Below are 19,704 nucleotides of genomic sequence, written 5' to 3'. Positions count from 1 at the left end.
CAGCGATGAGTCGGAAGCGCTCATTGTACCTATCGGCGGCGTCCGGACTGACTCGACGCGGCCCGGCACGATGGCATAGGACGAATGACGCTTGCGCCGATGCCGGCGCAAGCGAGCACCCGCTGCACGTGCAACCATGCCAGCCGGGAAGCGCGCTTCGCCGGCCGTGAGCCGCGAGCGTAGCGCCGCTGTTACTTCACGTGAATCGTGATCGTCTTGCTCATGTCCGGGCCGTACGAGCGGTGGGCGCCGTCGCCAAAATCGAGCGTCAGCGTGTGGTCGCCGGGCGGCAGCGTAATCTCCGTTTCCGTCTGGCCTTTGCCGAAATGGAGCGACCTGTCGTTGGCGGGAATCACGTCCCCCTTCGGCAGCGGCTGCCCGTCGATGATCAGATGATGATGCCCCGTGCCTTCCGTCATCGTGCCGGCGGGCGCGACCTTCATGCCATCGACGGCGAACTTCACGTGGATGGGATTGCTCACGGTCGCGCCGTCCTTCGGCTCGACGAAGGACACGCCAGCGGCATGCGCCACGCCCGACACGACCAGCATGCCCGCGCACGCTGCGCCGGCCAACCATCGGTTATTCAGCATCGTTGTTCTCCTTGGCGAAAGCGGATCGATGGGCGCAATGGCATGAGACGGCATCGCGCGAGCGCGCGTCATGGGTCGACGCACACACGACGCACGCGCAATGCTGCACAGCGCACGGCCGCGCCGCACAGAAAGAATACACGGCAGCAGGCGCCGATCTGCGCCAGAATCGCCCACCCGCGCGCCGCTTCGCATTGATTTAGAACGATAAACAGAGCGACTTGCCCGAGTCTTTCCGCGAATTCCGGTAATATTGCGGGTCGCCGCCGGATGCCCCATAAAGGGGCAGATTGGCGCATTGTGCGGTTATCAGATGAAGAGCGTGTGTCGTGAGTGAAGTGATCGAATACAAGAGCTGGGTCTGCCTGATTTGCGGCTGGATCTACAACGAAGAGGAAGGTTTGCCGGAAGAAGGGATCGCAGCGGGGACGCGTTTCGCCGACATCCCGGAAGATTGGCGCTGCCCGCTGTGCGACGTGGGCAAGGCGGAATTCGCCGTCGTCGAGTTCTGACGGACGACGGGCGCACGAAGCACGCGCCCGTCGTGCCTCGAGCGGTCCGCGGAATCTGTGTTCCGCGGACCGTTTTGTTTGAGTCGTCCAACGCGGCTGCGCGCCGTGCGCGATCGGGCGCGCGGCAGCGGGAACGCATGCTGCGAAAGGCGTTTGGGCCAGCGGGCGATTTGCTATACTCTGCGCTCGTCGGCGGCTCCTCCCCGTAGTTCAATGGATAGAACGAGTGCCTCCTAAGCGCTAGATACAGGTTCGATTCCTGTCGGGGGGACCACCCAATCGGCGACGGACACGCCACAACGAAAAACCCGCAAAGCGCGAGCTGTTGCGGGTTTTTTGTTTGCTGCAGTTTTTCACTGAGCGCCGCGCCGTGCGCGGCATGCCTGTTCCTCCGGCGGCCGATTAGCGGCGGCGCACCGCGTAGACCCTCGCCAGTTGCAGGTCACGCTGATCGAAAAAGCGGGCAAGCACGAACAGCGAAGCGGCAGCAAACGGCCAAAGCACGAAAAAGGTAGCGAGCATCATCGACTCCAGAGCGAAACAGTTGAATCGAGTGTACCGGCTCGCTTCGCAAAGAAAACTATCGGAATTGCTAAAACACAGTTCCCTTTTTCGACAACGAAACCACGCTCGACGGCATGGCGCGGCTCCTGGCGATGTTCTCGGGCATTGCGCCTCCCGTCAGCGTCGCCGGGGCGTGACAAAATCACGCATTTCGCGCAACACCCGCCAGGACAACGAAGGATTTCTTATGGACATCAACAAGCAAGTCGCCGCCCTCACCACTTCCGAATTGCAGACGGCGGGCGCAAGCCAGGCGACGGCCATTGCCGTCAGCGTGCTGCTGCGTCATCTCAGCTCGCCAGAACTGTCGAAGCTGCTCAGTTCCGCTTTCGAAAACCACCAGGCGGTCATGCTGCAGACGCCGTGGCCGGATCAGATGCTGCAATCGTTCGAAGCGACGCGCCGCTTTCTCGAGGGCGCCGCCAAACCGTCCGCAAGTCCCGATCAGCCGGCGTGAGCCTGCGGGCGATTGCGGCAAATCGCTCACGGGACAGGCACACGGGTCCGCATGGCCCGCGCCAGCAGCCGGAGGCCAGCAAGATGGGCGGCGTGCACCCGCGCCGACGCCGGCGCGGCCAGGCAACGTACGCTCTCCCACCTAGCGCGTCATTTGTCTGACGACGCGCGGCGCGCGTCCCCCTATCATTGCGTCAGCCCCAGATTCATCGTGTCGACCGATGCCTTATCCCTACAACCTCGCAGTCGCCGCCGGCCTGGTGCTCGTCGTGCTCACCTGCGGCCTCGCCCTTGCGCTGACATGAGCTGACCCGCTCGCACGCCTCCCGCGCGATCGCTGGATCGCCCGCCTCGATGTGCCGTTCGATGGAACGGCCAAAATATTTTCGTCCGGACCCTAAAGTTTCCCCGCGCCCTGCCGTAGTGCGGGTCATGGATACTTACCTCACTTCATCGGCGGGATCGTTCAAATCGACTCTGATCGATCAGGACCTCGCGCACATTGCCCGCGTGATGCGGCCTTCGATGCATGGCGACCTGGGTGGGGCGATCCTCCCGGCCGCCTACTGGCGCAGGCGGCTCCTGGAGTTGCTCGAAGCCGGGCATCTGACCAACTCGCAGCTCTGCGCGATCGACGACCTGCTGCTGCAGCTCGACGACCTGTGCGCGAAGGAACTGCTGCCGCTGCCTGTAACGACGACACGGCCCGCGGCGTCGCGCGACGCGAACCGCCATCGCGTGCGCGGCACGCGCTGAAATCACAAGCGACAGAAGGCTGCGGCCCGCCGCGCCGCAGAACGGCTGCACGCCGCGCATTTAACATTCGTTGACCCGCGCACTGTCCGCCTTTTGATGCTGCCGCCCCAGCAGCGCGAACGGGCTTGTCGCCGGGGCTGCTCCCTTCCTCTTGGGCCGCCATCCGGCGTCCAGCGAAATTTGTCCCCAAAACACGCGACGATCGCAAATTAGGGACATTCGTAGGTCATAATGTCCGCAAAAATACCCAGCAAGGACTCCTGTGACCCAGGCTTCACCGCTTGAACTGCTGAAGCAGGCGCGCGCCCGCTTCACCCAAAAAGAAATCGCCGCGCATGTCGGCAAGGACATCAAGACGGTGCGCCGCTGGGAAAAGGGCGAAACGCCTTGCCCCGCGATGCTCGAACCGGCGCTCCACGCACTGCTGTCGGCAGCGGCCGCACCCAACGCGCGCTCGCATACGGGCGACGGTCCGCGCACGCGCTTCATCGACCTGTTCGCCGGCATCGGCGGCATCCGGATGGGCTTCGAGGCGCACGGCGCACAGTGCGTTTTCACCAGCGAGTGGAACGCGTTCTCGCAGAAGACCTATCGTGAAAACTTCGCTGAGCATTTCGATGAAAGCTTCGTCGACAGCGCCGCGCCGCCGGACGGCACGCCAGATCACACGCTGATCGGCGACATCGTCACGTTTCCCGCCGAGCAGGTGCCCGCGCACGACATCCTGCTCGGCGGCTTTCCGTGCCAGCCGTTCTCGATTGCGGGCGTCAGCAAGAAGAATGCGCTCGGCCGCCCGCACGGGTTCGAGTGCACGACCCAGGGCACGCTCTTTTTCGATGTCGCGCGCATCATCGCCACGCGACGTCCCGCAGCGTTTCTGCTCGAAAACGTGAAGAACCTGCTGTCGCACGACAAGGGCCGCACGTTCGACGTGATCCTGCAGACGCTGCGCGACGAACTCGGCTACGAAGTCCACTATCGCGTGATCGACGGCGCGCATTTCACGCCGCAGCATCGCGAGCGGATCATCATCGTCGGCTTTCGCGGCAAGACGTCTTTTTCATGGGACGATTTGCGTCTGCCCGCAGAAGGTCCGCGCCTCGCGTCGATCCTGCATAAGACAGATGGCAGCGAGCCCGTGCTGCCATGGGATGACGAACGCTTTTTCGATCACGCCATACGCCGCGTTCAGCCGAAGTACACGCTGACACCCAAGCTCTGGACCTATCTTCAGAATTACGCGGACAAGCATCGCGCGGCGGGCAACGGTTTCGGCTACGGCATGGCGTATCCGCAAAGCGTGACGCGCACGCTGTCGGCGAGATATCACAAGGACGGCTCGGAAATCCTCGTCTATCAGGGCGAGAAAAGCCGTCCGCGCCGCCTGACGCCGCGCGAATGCGCACGGCTGATGGGCTTTCCCGACACGTACCGCATTCCCGTCAGCGATACGCAGGCGTATCGCCAGTTCGGCAACAGCGTCGTCGTGCCTGTGATGCGCGAAGTCGCGCGCATCATGCTGCCGCACGTGCTCGCGCTCACGCGCGCGCAGCAAGACGCGCACGCCGCGGAGCTAGCGGCCTGATGGTCGATATCGTCGATGCCGCCACGCGCAGCCGGATGATGTCCGGCATCCGCGGACGCAACACGAAACCCGAAATCCTGATCCGCAGCCTGCTGCATCGGCGCGGCTTTCGGTTCCGGCTCGACGCACGCGACCTGCCCGGCCGTCCCGACATCGTGCTGCCGCGCTATCGCGCGGTGATCTTCGTGCATGGCTGCTTCTGGCATGGCCACGATTGCCCGCTCTTCAAATGGCCGCAGACGCGCCCGGAGTTCTGGCGCGAGAAGATCGGCCGCAATCGCGCCAACGACGCGAAAGCCCAGGCCGCGCTGCTGGAGCACGGCTGGCGCGTCGCGACGGTGTGGGAATGCGCCTTGCGTGGAGCGAACCGGGATATCGACGGCGTGTTGCAACGGCTCGTCGACTGGCTGGACGGCGACGCGCCGCTGCACGAGGAGCGCGCATAACGTTGCGCCCGCAGCTGGATCTGGCGGACGGGCGGACTTTGCGAACCGCCGGCCGACACGCCGCGAATATTGCAAGGTGCCGGTGCTACACTCGATTGGCTCGCTGGTGTTTTTCAGGCGGTTCGACCGGCGGCTCCCGTCCATCCTGGAACCATCCATAGAAGGAGGCACATGATGGCTGATTTTCGCATCTGGTCGGACGACTTCCCCGCCAACGGCTTCATGCCAAAGGCGCAAGAAATGAACGACAAATCGTTCGGCGTCGACGGCGAAGGCGAGAACGTTTCTCCCGCGCTGCAATGGGATGCACCGCCCGCCGATACGCAGAGCTTCGCGCTCACCGTCCATGATCCCGACGCGCCCACGGGCAGCGGCTTCTGGCATTGGGTCGTGGTCAATATCCCCGCCGACGCGCGCTCGCTGCCGCGCAACGCGGGCAAGGCCGACGGCAGCCTGCTGCCGCAGGGCGCGCTGCAGTTTCGCAACGACTACGGCACGGTGGGTTTCGGCGGCGCCGCGCCGCCGCGCGGCGACAGGCCGCACCGCTTCCTCTATCGGATTCACGCGCTCAAGGTCGCGCACCTGCCTCTTTCCGCCGATACGACCAACGCGGTTGCGCGCATGATGACGCATCTGAACGAAATCGATTCGGCCACCTACACCGGCCTGTACGAGCTGAAGTAGCCGTGGCGCGGCGCGTGTCGCAACCCTGCTGCGCGCCCGGCCGTCAACTTCATCCGCCTCGGCGTCGCAGGCGCCGGGGCGCGCTCGGTGCCGGGCGGGACGTTTCCCGCCGCAACGGCACGCATCGCGATCCTGTGCTCTACCGGCGCGCGCGCCACCGTTCTAAATAACAAAGACAATGCCAGCAAGTTCGTCGAGGAACAGCCGCAACGCATCGGGCGCGCCCCGCTCCGCCGCCCATCCCGCCGACGACGCCGAACAGGGACTGCCGCTGCCGCAGCGCTACTGGGCGATTCTCGTCGTCGCGCTGGGCATCACGCTCGCCGTGCTCGACAGCGCGATCGCCAACGTCGCGCTGCCGACCATCGCACGCAACCTGAACGCCAGCGCCGCCAGCTCGATCTGGGTCGTCAACGCGTACCAGCTGTCGGTGACGATCTCACTCCTTCCGCTCGCGTCGCTCGGCGACCGGATCGGCTACCGGCGTATTTACTTATCGGGGCTGGTGCTGTTCACGGTCGCGTCGCTCGGCTGCGCGCTCGCCTCTTCGCTGCCGACGCTTGCACTCGCCCGCGTGATCCAGGGGTTCGGCGCGGCGGGCATCATGAGTGTGAACACGGCGCTCGTGCGGATGATCTATCCGCCCGCGCAGCTCGGGCGCGGCGTCGCCATCAACGCGATGGTGGTCGCGACCTCGTCGGCTGTGGGACCGACGGTGGCGTCAGCCGTGCTCGCCGTCGCGGCGTGGCCGTGGCTGTTCGCGATCAACGTGCCCATCGGCGTCGCGGCGATCGCGGTCGGCCTGCGCGCGTTGCCGCGCAATGAACCGCATCCGTCGCCGTACGACTACACGAGCGCGGTGATGAACGCGTTCGTATTCGGCCTCGTGATCTTCGCCGTCGACGGCTTCGGCCACGGCGAGCGTTACGGCTACGTCGCCGCCGAGCTAATCGCCGCGTGCGGGATCGGTTTTTTCTTCGTGCGGCGGCAGCTGACGCAGCCCGCGCCGCTCCTGCCCATCGATCTGCTGCGCATTCCCATCTTCGCGCTGTCGGTGGGCACGTCGGTGTGCTCGTTCTGCGCGCAGATGCTCGCCTTCGTGTCGCTGCCGTTCCTGCTGCAGGACCATCTCGGCATGTCGCAGGTCGAGACGGGTCTGTTGATGACGCCCTGGCCGCTCGTGATCGTCGGCGCGGCACCGCTGTCGGGCGTGCTGTCGGACCGCGTGTCGGCGGGCTGGCTCGGCGGCGCGGGACTCACCGTGCTGTCTCTCGGCCTGCTGCTGCTCGCCACGCTCGGCGCCCATCCGGCGCCGTCCGACATCGTTTGGCGCATGGCGCTGTGCGGCATCGGCTTCGGCATGTTCCAGTCGCCGAACAACCGCACGATGCTGTCGGCGGCGCCGCGCCATCGCAGCGGCGGTGCGAGCGGCATGCTCGGCACGGCGCGGCTGACGGGCCAGACGCTCGGCTCGGCGCTCGTCGCGCTGATCTTCGGCGTGGCGCCTGGACGCGGCCCGACGATCGCGCTGTACGTGGCCGCCGCGTTCGCGGCGCTAGGCGCCGTCGTCAGCCTGATGCGCGTCGCCCGGCACACGGCGCCGCGCGCGTGACACGGATTTTTCGCCGTCCTCGTTTGCGCCTATTCTTGTAGTCGAAGCCGTTGCGCGCCGCCGTTCAGCGCGGCGCCGGCGCGCTTCGCTCAGTTCCTTGAACGAAGGGGGCGCCATGTCACTCATCGTCGCTGGACGTTTCACCACTTTTCCCGCCGCTGAAGCGGCCGCGCAGACGCTCTTCGACAACGGCTTCGTCGCAGAAGACGTCACACTGTTCTTCGTCAATCCGCGCGGCCAGCACGCGCGCCATCCGCTTCCGGAGCATGCCGCCGTCGCGCCGACGATCTCCGCCGCGCCGCCGCCGACCTTGCATCTCCATCATCACGCGATGACGTTCGGCGCCGCCGCGGGCGCCGTGATCGGCGTCGCGGTCTTCACGGCGTTCGCGGCTTCTGTGCCCGTCGTCGTGATCGCGGCGGGCGTGGGCGCGTATCTGGGATCGCTGGTCGGCAAGCTGGTGCAGGCACGCAGTGCGCCGCAAGAGCATCACGACATCGTGCATCACGAATTGCGCAACTCGGGCGTGCTCGTCGCCGTGCACGTGTGCCCGGAGAACCAGATGGAGGCGGCGCGCATTCTGCGCGAGACGGGCGGCGCCGACATCGAGCGCGCGACGGGCCGCTGGCAGCAAGGCAAATGGGCGGACTTCGATCCGCGCGCGACGCCCGTGCCGTTGACGGAACTCAGCCAGCAACGGGCTTGAGAAGACGCCGTGCTGGAATGAATACGGCAGCCTGCGAAGGCTGCCGTCGGCATCGTGCACCCGGGAGAAAGGACGCGTCGCTTGACGCGTCGTGTTTCGTCAAACCGTCACGTCTGCCCGCTTGACGGCCTTCTCCGTCACCGACGAAGCCGTCGCGACATGCCGCAAGTCGGCGAGGAACGTATCGCGCCACACGGACAGATTGTTCTCGCGCAGCGGCGCCATCATGTCCGCGTGACGCGCCTGGCGCTCGGCGAGCGGCATCGACAGCGCGCGCTCCAGCGCCTCGGCCATCTGCGACAGATCGAACGGATTGACGACCAGCGCGCCCGGCAACTGCTCGGCGGCGCCTGCGAATTGCGACAGCACGAGCACGCCGGGATCGGCCGGATCCTGTGACGCCACATATTCCTTCGCGACAAGGTTCATCCCGTCGCGCAGCGGCGTCACGTAGCCGACCTGCGACTGGCGAAACAGCGCCATCAGCAGATTGCGCTCGTACTTGCGGTTCAGATACTGAATCGGCGTCCAGTCGAGCTGCGCAAAGCGTCCGTTGATGCGCCCCGCCTCGCCTTCCAGGTTCTGACGAATGCGCTGGTAAGTCTGCACGTCGGAGCGCGTCGGCGGCGCGATCTGCACAAGCGACACGCGGCCATGCCAGCCCGGCGCGTTCAGCAGCAGACGCTCGAACGCCTGGAAGCGCTCCACCAGCCCTTTCGAATAGTCGAGGCGGTCGACGCTCATGATCAGCTTACGGTCGCGCATCGCGTCGCGCAGGCTGCGTACCTGCTTGCGATCGCTGAACTGTTCGGCCGCCTTCGCGATCGCGTCCGGATAGATGCCAATGGGATACGCGCCGACCTTCAGGAAGCGGCCATACGCATGAATCATGTTCTCGTCGCTCGACGTGCCGTGATGGCCGCGCTCGATATAGTCGACGAACGACTGGCGATCCGCATCCGTCTGAAAGCCGACGACATCGTAGCTGCACATGCATTTCACGAGTTCTTCGTGCGGCGGCACGGTGCGCATGACTTCCGGCACAGGAAACGGAATGTGCAGGAAAAAGCCGATCGGATTCTTCACGCCGAGATCGCGCAGGCAGCGCGCGAACGGCAGCAGGTGATAGTCGTGGACCCAGATGATGTCGCTGGGTTTGAGCATCTCCTTCAGTTGCCGCGCTAGCGTCACGTTCACCCGCAGATAGCCGGCATATTCCTGGCGGTCATAGCGCGACAGGTCGTTGCGGTAGTGGAAGGTCGGCCACAGCGTCGCGTTCGAGAAACCGCGGTAGTACTGGTCGTAATCGCGCTTCGTGAGTCCCACGGTGGCGTAGGTCACGTTGCCCTGCTTCTCGATGACGGGCGCCGACGGCTCGGCGACGGTCTCGCCGCTCCAGCCGAACCATACTCCGCCCGTCTCCTTCAGGGCATCCAGCACGCCGATGGCGAGACCGCCCGCTGCGGGGCGTCCTTCCTGAGTCGGCGCGACGCGATTTGAAACGACGATCAATCTGCTCATTGCGGCTCCACCTCATTCAGTTGACTGTTCATGCGGTGATACTCAATCGCACGCACGCAAGTCTTATGCCGTCATGCGCAAAAACTCGGAATAAAAATGTATGTAAATGTGACGGACGAGTACAAACCCGCTGCGCGCGAGGCTGCGCGCAGCAGAATTTTCGCCACGGGTCCCAGCGGAAAAACAAGCCTCAGGCGTCCTGTTCGGAGCCCAGATCGCGTTGGTAATCGATCCCTTCCTGGCGCGTGCCGCCCTGGTTGTGATCCCCGTCAGGCGGGGCGCCCGGCGCGGCGCGGTTTTCGTGCGCGGGATCGGCGCCGACAGGTGGATTGCCCGTGCCGCTGGATGGGCGCTGGTCGCGCTTCGAATGGCGCGCGGAGCGCCGCAATGCGGGATGTCTCATGATGGACGCCTCCAGGGGAAGGCTGCTGCCCGAGCGGGGGATCGACCGGGCACATCACCTAAGTCTAGGCGGATCAACGTAATTTGCCGGTAAAAAGTTCGGTCGCTTTGTAACGAGTACATCGCCCGGGCGCGCAGATTGCACGCGCCGCGTTTCGGCCATTTTTGAAGCAAAGAACGCGTCAGAACTCGGGCCAGAGCGCGAGCCGGCCGCCGGTATGCGGCGTCTGCGAAGGTTGTGACGGCGGATCACCGATGGGCGGTGTGTCGGGTTCGACCGGTTCACGCGTCGGATCGGGCACGGTATCCGGCTGACCGGGCTCGGGCGGCGTATCCGGCGTCGTGGGTTCGGGGCGATGCGCGTGGAGATCGGGGACGGCGTCGTAGTCCGGCATGATGGGCTCCCTGGTTTCGTTCGCTGTTGTCGTCGCTTTTGGCTTTCGACTGCTCGAACGAAATTCAGCAAGGCATGTGCCGTTGCGACGCCGCCTCCCCTGACGGCGTGACGGCGAGAACGATGCGTCGGAACCGCGCGCCAACACCGCGCACGGAATTTACGTGCCCAGACTTCGCTACGGCCTCAGGCGTCCGCCTTGCCGAGCGCCTGCGGTTCGTCGCTGACATCGTCGCCATCGGCGCGGCCCGCGTCGTTGCCGTACTCGACGAGCCGGTTGTACAGCGTCTTCAGGCTGATGCCGAGAATTTCCGCAGCGCGCGTCTTGACGCCGCCGCACTGCTCGAGCGTCGCGAGGATCAACTGACGATCGGCCTCGGCCAGCGACGTGCCGAACGGAATCGTGATCGCCGTGCCCGCCGTCGGCTTGGACAGCGAGATCTGCAGCGGCACGGTCGCCGTGCTGTCGGAATCCGTACCCGACATGATGTGCGCGCGCTGCACATAGTTCTTCAGCTCTCGCACGTTGCCGGGCCACGGGTACGACAGCAGCATCTCCTTCACGGCGGGCGGAAAGTGCTTCTTCGTGCCGTGCTGCTCGTTCAGGTCATCGAGGAACGATTGCGCCAGCAGCTCCACGTCCTTGCCGCGCTCGCGCAGCGGCGGCAGGCTGATCGGGAACACGTTGAGCCGGTGATACAAATCCAGCCGCAACTTGCCTTCGAGCACCGCCTGCTCCGGATCACGGTTCGTCGCCGCGATCAGCCGCACGTCGGTTTCGATTTCCTTCGTCGTGCCGACTCGCATGAACATGCCCGTTTCCAGCACGCGCAGCAGCTTGACCTGCAACTCGATCGGCATTTCGGTGATTTCGTCGAGGAACAGCGTGCCGCCGTTCGCGCGCTCGAAATACCCCTTGTGCTGACGGTCCGCGCCCGTGAACGCGCCGCGTTCGTGGCCGAACATTTCCGATTCGATCAGGTTTGGCGAAATCGCGCCGCAATTGACGGCGAGAAACGCATGCTTGCGCCGCAGGCTCAACTGATGCAGCGTCTGCGCCGCGACTTCCTTGCCCGTGCCCGATTCGCCCACCAGCATCACGGAAGCGGCCGTCGGCGCGACCCGGCTGATCTGGTCGTACACCTGCTGCATGATGGGCGAATTGCCGAGCATCAGGCCGAAACGGCCCATCCGGCGCAACTCGCCGCGCAGCGTGCCGATCTCTGCCTTGAGGTCGCCGGCGCGCGGCAGGCGGCTGAGAATCGCCTTGACGCGCTGCATGTTGATGGGCTTCACGAGGTAGTCGGCAGCGCCCATCTTCAATGCGCTCACGGCGGATTCGACCGTCGCGTGCCCTGTGATCACAACGAACTCGACGCCCGAGCGCGGATCGAGATCTTCGAACAGGTCGACGCCCGTTCCGTCGGGCAGTTTCAGATCGGTGAACACGACGTCCGGCATCTGCCGCACCAGCTGGATGCGGGCCTCGCGCAGATCGCCTGCCGTCGCCGTTGTCAGGCCGTCTTCCGCGATGATCGTCGCAAGCGCATCGCGGGTATTCGGATCGTCATCGACAATCAATACATGTGGCATCGCGTATGAAAAGCTCGTAAGTGCTGATAGTGGATACGCGCAGTCTGCGGCCAGAAAGTTGGGACGACGAAAGCGCTGCAATCTTCAAGCATACGTCAGCTTTGCAAGCTTGCTTGGCGACGCCAAGTGATTCCACCGTGAAAAACTTTCCGAATTAACGCATCTGCGCAACAATTCCCGTAAATGTTGCCGCAAAAGCCACTGATTATTGTTGTTTTTGCTCATTATACGGCGGGACATTGAAAAAACGTCAAGCACCAATCGCGGCGACGTCCATTTGTTCAATTTGTCTATGTCGTGGCGCCGCCGCGCTGGTTGCCAGCGTTCTCTCCTGCACTTCTCGAGCGGTTCGCGCGTATGGTTCGCGCTAGCTGCGCGGAAACGGCCACGCGTCGCCGTGATCGGCGCCGTTGGCGCCGTTGCCCTTGCGCAGATGTGCGGCAGGCGTCATCTGCGCGCCCCGCGCGGGGTTCTCGGGCTCGGTGACGGAACCGCCCTCGCCCTCCCAGCGCGTCAGATCGCGCGCGGCGGATGACTGCGCGGCGCGCTGCTTTTGCGCCCAGCGCCACGCCAGTACGCTGCCCACGGCGAACAGAGCGCCGAATACGCCGATTCTGGGTCGTGCCATCTTGAACTCCTTGTTGTCGTGAAGAGGAAAAAAGACGTCAGTCGCACCGCCGATGATCTGCGATCCGGGGACGCCGCTGTGCCGCGTCACCGCGCGGCTAGCATGCCGAGCACGAAGCCGATGCCAGCCGCAATGCCAAGCGACTGCCACGGGTTCTGCCGGACGTAGCGCTCGGTCTGGATCGTCGCAGTGCGATAGCGCCGCTGCGCGGAACTTTGCGCATCGGCGAGCGCGCCCTGTACCGCATCGACATGCGTTCGCAGGCGCTCGCGAAGCGCGTCGAGCCCTTCGCCCGGCACGGCCGCCGCAAGCCGTAGCATTTCTTCCGAGTCGGCCAGCAGAACGTTGAGGTCCTGGACGATTTTTTGTCGGCCCAACGCGAGTTGTTCAGTGGTTTCCGTCATTGCAATCTCCCATCTCGTTATCGGGCGCGAAGCGGGGTGCCAAGCCCAGACGCCAAGGAGGCTCCAGGCGAGACCCCAAACGGGAGCGGCGCCTGTCGCGGGCGGACGGTTCCGCCTCGCGCGGATATCCGCGCGCGCCATCCCTCATAGCTGCCCACGTCACTTTGCAACGGACGTACCCGGCACCCACCTGCGATCCCCATGCGACCGCCGAGTTCCGCCCGCCGACAAAGCCCTTCGCACGGCTGGCATCCGTGCGCCGCGATCCGGGCAAACTTTCCGCCCCTGCGCCGTTTGCGCAACTTTTGCCGGCATCGCGTGTCGATCGTACGCCAACGTTGACGAATTGCCAGCCAACGCCGCACTATGCCCGCCTTGCCGGGAGGGCCGGGCGAGTGGTTAAATTGCCTTTTGTGAGATAGTGGACCACTCTACAAAGCAGTCCACGCAGTCGATTCCGGCCTGCGCCATTCACGATATCCACCCGAATTTGCACAGGACACCCTTGGCTATGTCGTCACCCGATCTGGACTTGCCCGCAGCCGTTTCCGAAGGCGGCGCCACGCCGCCCGCCCGGCCGCGCGCGACGGAAAACGTCGCGGGGCTGAAGTCGTACGGCACGTTGTACGGCTCATCGCCCGTGATGCTGGATCTCTATGAACAGATCGACCGCGTCGCCGCTACCGACGCGACGGCACTCATCATCGGCGAATCGGGCACCGGCAAGGAGCTGATTGCCCGCACGATCCACGAGCACAGCGCGCGCAAGGACGGCGCGTTCGTAGCCGTCAACTGCGGCGCCATCCCCGACGAACTGATCGAAGCCGAACTGTTCGGCCACGAGAAAGGCAGCTTCACGGGCGCGGTCCAAGGCCGCGTCGGCTACTTCGAACACGCGAACGGCGGCACCCTGTTTCTCGACGAAGTGACGGAAATGGCGCCCGTGCGCCAGGTGAAACTGCTGCGTGCGCTGGAGACAGGCACGTTCTATCGCGTCGGCGGCACGGAGCTGATTCGCGGGGACGTGCGCGTCATCGCTGCGACCAATCGTGATCCCGCTGTCGCCGTCAAGGAAAACGGTCTGCGCGAAGACCTGATGTACCGGCTCGCCGTGTTTCCGCTGCGCGCTCCGCCGCTGCGCGAACGCGAAGGCGACCGCGAACTGCTCGCGATGCATTTCCTCGACGAGCTTAATCGCCAGGAAGGCACGAACAAGGTCTTCAGCAAGCGCTCGATGGAAACACTGCGCACGTGGTCGTGGCCCGGCAACGTGCGCGAACTGAAGAACGCGGTGTATCGCGCGTTCATCCTGGCTGAGAAGGCTGTGGAATTGCCGCATCCGCATCTGATGTCGCGCGTGAAGAAACCCGTCACGCTCGGCGACTCGATGAGCGTGTGGATCGGCACGCCGCTCGCCGACGCGCAAAAGCAGATCATTCTCGGCACGCTCAAGTATTGCGGCGGCGACAAGCGCCGCGCCGCCAAGGCGCTCGGCGTGAGCCTGAAGACGCTGTACAACCGGCTCAGCACGTACGGCGACGAAGAGTCGAATACCGACGACAACTGATGCGTGGCATGTCGCGCATGTCGTGCGCGTCGTGCATGCCTTCGCGCCGCTTCCCCATTTCCCTCCGGCAGCGGCTTCCTCGCGAAGCCGCATCGCCCCCTCCCTCGCTGCCCAGCTCGGCAAGCACGCTCGCGCCAGTGCGGCGCGGCGTCGTCAGGCACGGGAACTGCTGGGCTCGCCAATCAGAAAGACGGCGGCCCCGCAGCATCTTTTGCAATTGCTTGCATTTTCCCTATGCCAATAACAAAAGGCATCCTGCACAATGCCGCTGCGAAAAATGATCAGACGCATTCTGCCTCTGCGCTGGCGCCCGGCGTCGAAGGCACGAGCAGGAGCAAGACGAAGAAATGCAGAAAGCCATGCACCGCCAACCGCACGCCCCCTTGCGGCGTTCCACGTTCCCGCGCGTCGCGCTGATTACCGCCCTGGCTGCCGCCGTCGCAACAGCGTTCAGCGGCTGCGGCTCGCTGTACTCGGAAGGCGCCACGGCTGGCGCCGGTATCGCGGGCGCGGCCCTTGCCGCGAAGGTGACCAATAACGCCGCCGTCGCCACGGGTATCGGCCTGGGCGCCGTCGCGGCGGCACGGGCGGGCGTCCAGTATTCGGAGCGCGTAATCCATCGCAACACGCAGGACAGCATCGCCGTCGCGGCCGGCCCGCTCGACGTCGGCGCCGTCGCGCCGTGGAGCATCACGCACTCCGTGCCGCTCGAAGACGACGAGCATGGCCGCGTGACCGTCAGCCGCACAATCAGCGCGGGCCAACTCGACTGCAAGGAAATCGTGTTCTCCGTCGACAAAACCGCGACGAAGAACGTGCCCGCGTCGAGCGCGTTCTTCGTCGCATCGATCTGCCGCGACGGCACCGCGTGGAAGTGGGCGTCGGCGGAACCCGCGACAGAACGCTGGGGTTCGCTGCAATGATTTCGCGCCTGACACCTGAGCGCGCAGTACGACGCGTCGCCGCCATGATGGCAGCGACGCTTGCGCGCTTCGCGCTGGTTGCCGCGTTGTGCGTCGGTGCAGGCGCCGTCGTCAGCGGCTGCAGTTCGGCATCGGTGGGCGCGGCGGCCGGTGCGGGCGCGGGCGCGGCGACAGGCATCGTGACCGCGAATCCCGCTGTCGGCATCGGCGTCGGCATTGCCGTGCAGGCCGCCACCGACGAGGCCGTCGCGCGCTACCTGCGCGTGATGCACTCGGATCAGCAAAACGTGATCGCGGCGCTTGCGGGCGCGATGCCCGTCGGCGAAACGCGCGACTGGAGCGTCAAACACGCGCTGCCCATCGAGAACGGCCACGGCCAGGTGCGCGTGACGCGCGCGTTCGCGTCGTCGCTGGCGATCTGCAAGGAGTTCGTGTTCTCCGTCATCGACGGCGACAAGCCCGACTCGAAGGTCTTCTGGTACACGGCGAGCGCCTGCCAGCAGGACAACAAGGGCTACTGGAAATGGGCGTCGGCGGAACCGGCCGTCGAGCGCTGGGGCAATCTGCAATGACGGAGCGCTGACGCAAGCCACGGCCGCTGCCGTCGTCGTGTGGATGTGGCCGCGACAAAAACAAAGAGGAGCCGCACGGCTCCCCCTCTTCATGGCTCACGCGAACGCCTGAAAGCTCAGGACTCGACGTCCTCCAGACTGAAGATTTCCGTCTGGTCGTTGTACGAGAAGATTTCGCCATAACGGCCCCAGTTGATGACGGCGTCGAGCGTTTCTTCCGCGGCGCTGTCCGACAGAAAATCTTCCAGCTCCTGCTCGAAGCGCACTCGCGGCGCGCGGTGCCCCGGACGTTCGTTCAACACCTTCTTGATCCGCGCGGCGAGCGGCACGTGCTTCAACAGGTGATCGGCGAACATCAGCTTGCGCTCCTGCGTGCCGAACTCGGCGAACACGCGCGCGGGCGGCGTCAGGAAGATGTCGCCCTCGCGCACGTCGGCGAAACCGAGGTGCTGCAGCACTTCCGCGATCGGGAACAGGTCGTCCACTTCGAGATGCAGCGATCGCGCGATTTCCGGCATGTCCGCGCGGCCGTGGTACGGCGCGGCCGCGAGCGTTTCGATCAGACCGGCCATCAGGTTGGTCGACACATGCGGCAGCCAGCTATGCAGCTCCAGCCCCTTCTTGGTCGCCTCGCCCGTCTGCCGCGCCGTCATCTTCGCGTAGATGTCGTCGACCAGGCGCCGGAACGCCGGGTCCAGACGGTTGCGCGGATGCTTGAACGGCACCTTGATCTCGGCGATCACGCGGCCAGGATTCGACGACAGTACAAGGATGCGGTCGCACATGAACACGGCTTCCTCGATGTTGTGCGTGACGATCAGCACCGACTTGATCGGCATGCGGCCTTGCGTCCACAGATCGAGCAAGTCGGTGCGCAGCGTCTCCGCCGTCAGCACGTCGAGTGCGGAAAACGGCTCGTCCATCAGCAGCAGCGTCGGATCGACGACCAGCGCGCGCGCAAAGCCGACGCGCTGTCGCATGCCGCCCGACAGCTCGCGCGGATACGCGTTCTCGAAGCCGTCGAGGCCGATCAGGTCGATTGCGGCGAGCGCCCGCTCGCGGCGCTCCCGCGCGCCGACGCCAAGCGCCTCCAGCCCCGCTTCCACGTTCTGCAGCACGGTCAGCCAAGGGAATAGCGCGAAGGTCTGGAACACCATCGCGACCCCTTCGGCGGGCCCTTTGAGCGGCTTGCCCATGTACGTCACTTCGCCATCCGTCGGCTCGATCAGCCCGGCGATGATGCGCAACAGAGTCGACTTGCCCGAGCCCGAACGGCCGAGCAGACCGACGATTTCGCCCTCGCGCAGCGACAGGTTGGCGTCGTCGAGGACGAGCAGTTCGCCCTGGGTCTTGTTGAACCCGCGGCACACGTCCTTGACGCGCAGGATTTCCTGGCCGAGACGCGGCGGCATCGGCGGCGTCTGGATCGGCGTGGCGGTTACGGCTTTGGGATTTTGCATCGCGTTATGCCTTCAATGAATCTCAATCGAGCCGCAGACGGCTTTCGGCGTAGGCGTACAGCGGACGCCACAACAGGCGATTGAACAGGGACACGAACAGGGACATCACCGCGATGCCCAGAATGATCTTCGGATAGTCGCCCGCCGCCGTGTATTGCGCGATGTACGCGCCGAGACCATGCGCGGCGAACTTCGTGTCGCCCCACTGCACGGCTTCGGCGACGATGCTCGCGTTCCACGCGCCGCCCGAGGCCGTGATCGCGCCCGTCACGTAGTACGGGAACACGCCCGGCAGCATCGCCTGGCGCCACCACTGCCAGCCGCGGATGCGGAAATTCTTCGCGGCTTCCCTGTAATCGTTCGGATAGGCGCTCGCGCCCGCGATCACGTTGAACAGGATATACCACTGCGTCCCGAGCACGATCAGCGGCGACAGCCAGATGTCCGGGTTCAGATGGAACCGGACGATGACGATCACGAACACGGGGAACAGCAGGTTCGCGGGGAACGCGGCAAGAAACTGCGCGAGCGGCTGGATCTTCTCGGCGAGGGCGGGACGCAACCCGACCAGCACGCCGATGGGCACCCACACGACCGATGCGATCGCAATCAAAAGCGTCACGCGCAACAGCGTCAGCAGGCCGAGCACGACCACATGGCCGACTTCGTCGAGCGTGACGCCCGTGCGCACGTACATGACCACGCGATACACGACATACAGCGTGACCAGCAGTACGATCACGGACCACACGATATCGCCCACTTTCGACGGCTTGCGCTCGGACGGCTTCACGAACCGCACGGGACCGACGCTCGGCCAGCGCAACGGGATGCGCGCGGCCTTCGCGAACATCCAGCCGAGCGGCACGAGCAGCCGGTGAATCAGGCGCGTGCGGCGAATCAGGTCGAGCAGCCACGACTCCGGCGCGTCGCCGGAACTCGTGTTTTCCATCCGGAACTTGTCCGTCCACGCGACGAGCGGGCGGAACAGGAACTGGTCGTACGCGAGAATCACGACCGTCATCGTCAGGATCACCCAGCCGATCGCGTGCAGGTTCTTGTCGGCGATGGCCTGCGCCAGATACGCGCCGATGCCAGGCAGCGTGATCGAATGATTGCCCACCGTGATCGCCTCCGACGCGACCACGAAAAACCAGCCGCCCGACATCGACATCATCATGTTCCAGATGAGGCCCGGCATCGAGAACGGCACTTCGAGCTTCCAGAAGCGCTGCCACGACGTGAGATGAAACCCCTTCGATACTTCATCCAGATCGCGCGGCACCGTGCGCAGCGACTGATAGAAGCTGAACGTCATGTTCCACGCCTGGCTCGTGAAAATCGCGAAGATCGCGGCCAGTTCGGCGCCCAGCACGCGCGACGGAAAGAGCGCAAGGAAGAACGTCACCGTGAACGAGATGTAGCCGAGCACGGGCACCGACTGCAGGATGTCGAGTATCGGCACGAGCACCTGCCCCGCGCGGCGGCTCTTCGCGGCGAGCGTGCCGTAGACGAGCGTGAAGACGAGCGACGCGACCATCGCAGCGAGCATGCGCAGCGTGGTGCGCAACGCATACTCGGGCAGGTTCGCGGGATCGAGCGAGATGGCCTCGGTCTGCAGCGTCGAGATGGGCGCCAAGGTCTCGTGAAAGCCGACCACGGCCATCGCGATCAGGCAGATGATGAGCGGAAACGCGATGAAGTCCCAACGATTGGGCAGCACGCGCCACGCGGACGCGTTGGCGGTGCGATTGAGCGTGAAGCTGAACAGGTCCATCAGGCGGCCCTCCCTTCGCGCTCAGGCACGGATATGCCGCGCGCCGCGGTGGCTACGCCCGCGCGGCCGCCGTGGCAGACGGCGGCCCGAAGGTCCGAGAATCGATCCGGAAAGCGGAAATCAGGCATGGCAAAACGCTAATGCGCGATAAATCGTTGGCGTTGGATACGCATTGGCCGGCAACGGATACGTTGCGCGGCGCCCCGTGCGCGCCTGCACTTACGGCCGGCGCAATCGTGTTGCGCGGGCCGCCGCCGGCAAGCGGGCGAGCTTTCCTCATTTTGGACGGCACGACACTACTACAACCTGTGTGACAGAAACAACCGTTGACATTCAAATGTCACGCTGAATGGCGTCCGGAATGGATCTGTAAGCCGCAGGGCGTGAGCCACATCCGCCGCGCCGGCACCATTCAGAAACTCCCGCAAAACGCCGTTAACGCCACAACGGGCCGCGCAGCGGTGCAAACGGGCTTCCGGGCGCACAAATCCCGACTGGCGTCGGGCCGCGCGGCGGTTAAAATCGGGAAGCGGCAAAAGCTACTGGCCG

At 65.0% G+C, this 19,704-nt stretch carries 21 protein-coding genes and 1 tRNA gene; 12 read left to right on the top strand and 10 right to left on the bottom strand.

Annotated elements, in window-relative coordinates; all coding sequences use genetic code 11:
* Nucleotides 1–191 precede the first annotated feature (191 nt).
* The gene (locus H3V53_RS30405) at nucleotides 192–593 is read right to left on the bottom strand and encodes a DUF4399 domain-containing protein (RefSeq protein ID WP_336601030.1); all 402 of its coding nucleotides are present in this window, start codon (nucleotides 591–593) and stop codon (nucleotides 192–194) included.
* 329 nt (nucleotides 594–922) lie between these two features.
* On the opposite strand from H3V53_RS30405, the gene H3V53_RS30400 reads away from it, so the two are divergent.
* Nucleotides 923–1,105 (top strand): rubredoxin, encoded by a 183-nt coding sequence (locus tag H3V53_RS30400; protein WP_028365620.1) that lies wholly within the window; start codon nucleotides 923–925, stop codon nucleotides 1,103–1,105.
* Between the two features lie 199 nt (nucleotides 1,106–1,304).
* Nucleotides 1,305–1,379 (top strand) — tRNA-Arg (locus tag H3V53_RS30395).
* A gap of 128 nt (nucleotides 1,380–1,507) precedes the next feature.
* On the opposite strand, the gene H3V53_RS30390 is transcribed toward H3V53_RS30395, so the two are convergent.
* Nucleotides 1,508–1,630, bottom strand: coding sequence for a hypothetical protein (locus H3V53_RS30390; RefSeq protein ID WP_336601029.1), 123 nt, complete (start codon nucleotides 1,628–1,630; stop codon nucleotides 1,508–1,510).
* Nucleotides 1,631–1,856: 226 nt separating this feature from the next.
* Here H3V53_RS30390 and H3V53_RS30385 point away from each other — a divergent pair, with 226 nt between their 5' ends.
* From H3V53_RS30385 to H3V53_RS30355, 7 genes are all read left to right on the top strand, one after another.
* A complete protein-coding gene (locus H3V53_RS30385) occupies nucleotides 1,857–2,126 on the top strand; it encodes a hypothetical protein (protein ID WP_336601028.1) in 270 nt (89 codons plus the stop codon).
* Nucleotides 2,127–2,557: 431 nt separating this feature from the next.
* Complete coding sequence (locus tag H3V53_RS30380; protein WP_336601027.1) at nucleotides 2,558–2,881, top strand: hypothetical protein; 324 nt, start codon at nucleotides 2,558–2,560, stop codon at nucleotides 2,879–2,881.
* A gap of 262 nt (nucleotides 2,882–3,143) precedes the next feature.
* Nucleotides 3,144–4,466 (top strand): DNA (cytosine-5-)-methyltransferase, encoded by a 1,323-nt coding sequence (dcm, locus tag H3V53_RS30375; RefSeq protein WP_336601026.1) that lies wholly within the window; start codon nucleotides 3,144–3,146, stop codon nucleotides 4,464–4,466.
* A complete protein-coding gene (locus tag H3V53_RS30370; RefSeq protein ID WP_336601025.1) occupies nucleotides 4,466–4,912 on the top strand; it encodes a very short patch repair endonuclease in 447 nt (148 codons plus the stop codon). The genes dcm and H3V53_RS30370 overlap by 1 nt, the downstream gene beginning before the upstream one ends.
* Before the next feature lie 174 nt (nucleotides 4,913–5,086).
* Entirely contained in the window at nucleotides 5,087–5,596 is a 510-nt protein-coding gene (locus H3V53_RS30365; RefSeq protein WP_336601032.1) for a YbhB/YbcL family Raf kinase inhibitor-like protein, read from the top strand.
* Nucleotides 5,597–5,774: 178 nt separating this feature from the next.
* Entirely contained in the window at nucleotides 5,775–7,208 is a 1,434-nt protein-coding gene (locus H3V53_RS30360) for an MFS transporter (RefSeq protein WP_336601024.1), read from the top strand.
* A gap of 115 nt (nucleotides 7,209–7,323) precedes the next feature.
* Nucleotides 7,324–7,914 (top strand): hypothetical protein, encoded by a 591-nt coding sequence (locus tag H3V53_RS30355; protein ID WP_336601023.1) that lies wholly within the window; start codon nucleotides 7,324–7,326, stop codon nucleotides 7,912–7,914.
* 99 nt (nucleotides 7,915–8,013) lie between these two features.
* On the opposite strand, the gene otsA is transcribed toward H3V53_RS30355, so the two are convergent.
* The 6 genes from otsA to H3V53_RS30325 all read right to left on the bottom strand — a co-directional run bounded on the left by otsA (nucleotide 8,014) and on the right by H3V53_RS30325 (nucleotide 12,856).
* Nucleotides 8,014–9,435 (bottom strand): alpha,alpha-trehalose-phosphate synthase (UDP-forming), encoded by a 1,422-nt coding sequence (otsA, locus tag H3V53_RS30350; RefSeq protein ID WP_336601022.1) that lies wholly within the window; start codon nucleotides 9,433–9,435, stop codon nucleotides 8,014–8,016.
* Nucleotides 9,436–9,625: 190 nt separating this feature from the next.
* Nucleotides 9,626–9,838, bottom strand: a complete 213-nt coding sequence (locus H3V53_RS30345) for a hypothetical protein (protein WP_054919705.1) — start codon at nucleotides 9,836–9,838, stop codon at nucleotides 9,626–9,628.
* 181 nt (nucleotides 9,839–10,019) lie between these two features.
* Complete coding sequence (locus tag H3V53_RS30340; protein WP_336601021.1) at nucleotides 10,020–10,232, bottom strand: hypothetical protein; 213 nt, start codon at nucleotides 10,230–10,232, stop codon at nucleotides 10,020–10,022.
* A gap of 185 nt (nucleotides 10,233–10,417) precedes the next feature.
* Nucleotides 10,418–11,824: a sigma-54-dependent transcriptional regulator gene (locus tag H3V53_RS30335; protein WP_336601020.1), complete on the bottom strand. Its 1,407-nt coding sequence runs from the start codon at nucleotides 11,822–11,824 to the stop codon at nucleotides 10,418–10,420.
* A gap of 367 nt (nucleotides 11,825–12,191) precedes the next feature.
* Nucleotides 12,192–12,452 carry a hypothetical protein gene (locus H3V53_RS30330; protein WP_336601019.1) on the bottom strand — a complete coding sequence of 87 codons (261 nt, stop codon included), beginning with the start codon at nucleotides 12,450–12,452 and terminating at the stop codon, nucleotides 12,192–12,194.
* A gap of 86 nt (nucleotides 12,453–12,538) precedes the next feature.
* Nucleotides 12,539–12,856 carry a DUF883 family protein gene (locus H3V53_RS30325; protein WP_054919700.1) on the bottom strand — a complete coding sequence of 106 codons (318 nt, stop codon included), beginning with the start codon at nucleotides 12,854–12,856 and terminating at the stop codon, nucleotides 12,539–12,541.
* Nucleotides 12,857–13,367: 511 nt separating this feature from the next.
* Here H3V53_RS30325 and H3V53_RS30320 point away from each other — a divergent pair.
* The 3 genes from H3V53_RS30320 to H3V53_RS30310 all read left to right on the top strand — a co-directional run bounded on the left by H3V53_RS30320 (nucleotide 13,368) and on the right by H3V53_RS30310 (nucleotide 15,918).
* Nucleotides 13,368–14,423, top strand: a complete 1,056-nt coding sequence (locus tag H3V53_RS30320; RefSeq protein WP_054919698.1) for a sigma 54-interacting transcriptional regulator — start codon at nucleotides 13,368–13,370, stop codon at nucleotides 14,421–14,423.
* 359 nt (nucleotides 14,424–14,782) lie between these two features.
* On the top strand, nucleotides 14,783–15,346 hold the full coding sequence (locus H3V53_RS30315) for a hypothetical protein (protein WP_336601018.1): 564 nt from the start codon (nucleotides 14,783–14,785) through the stop codon (nucleotides 15,344–15,346).
* Nucleotides 15,347–15,390: 44 nt separating this feature from the next.
* Entirely contained in the window at nucleotides 15,391–15,918 is a 528-nt protein-coding gene (locus H3V53_RS30310) for a hypothetical protein (RefSeq protein ID WP_336601017.1), read from the top strand.
* A gap of 116 nt (nucleotides 15,919–16,034) precedes the next feature.
* On the opposite strand, the gene H3V53_RS30305 is transcribed toward H3V53_RS30310, so the two are convergent.
* Together H3V53_RS30305 and H3V53_RS30300 are read right to left on the bottom strand one after the other, a co-directional pair.
* Nucleotides 16,035–17,378 carry an AAA-associated domain-containing protein gene (locus H3V53_RS30305; RefSeq protein ID WP_054919695.1) on the bottom strand — a complete coding sequence of 448 codons (1,344 nt, stop codon included), beginning with the start codon at nucleotides 17,376–17,378 and terminating at the stop codon, nucleotides 16,035–16,037.
* 22 nt (nucleotides 17,379–17,400) lie between these two features.
* On the bottom strand, nucleotides 17,401–19,155 hold the full coding sequence (locus H3V53_RS30300) for an ABC transporter permease (protein WP_336601016.1): 1,755 nt from the start codon (nucleotides 19,153–19,155) through the stop codon (nucleotides 17,401–17,403).
* Nucleotides 19,156–19,704: the final 549 nt, after the last annotated feature.

It is taken from the genome of Paraburkholderia bengalensis (assembly GCF_037126505.1).
Lineage (GTDB): Bacteria > Pseudomonadota > Gammaproteobacteria > Burkholderiales > Burkholderiaceae > Paraburkholderia > Paraburkholderia bengalensis.
The sequence above is the reverse complement of the archived record's forward strand: the minus strand, read 5'-3'. Positions and strand labels throughout refer to the sequence as shown.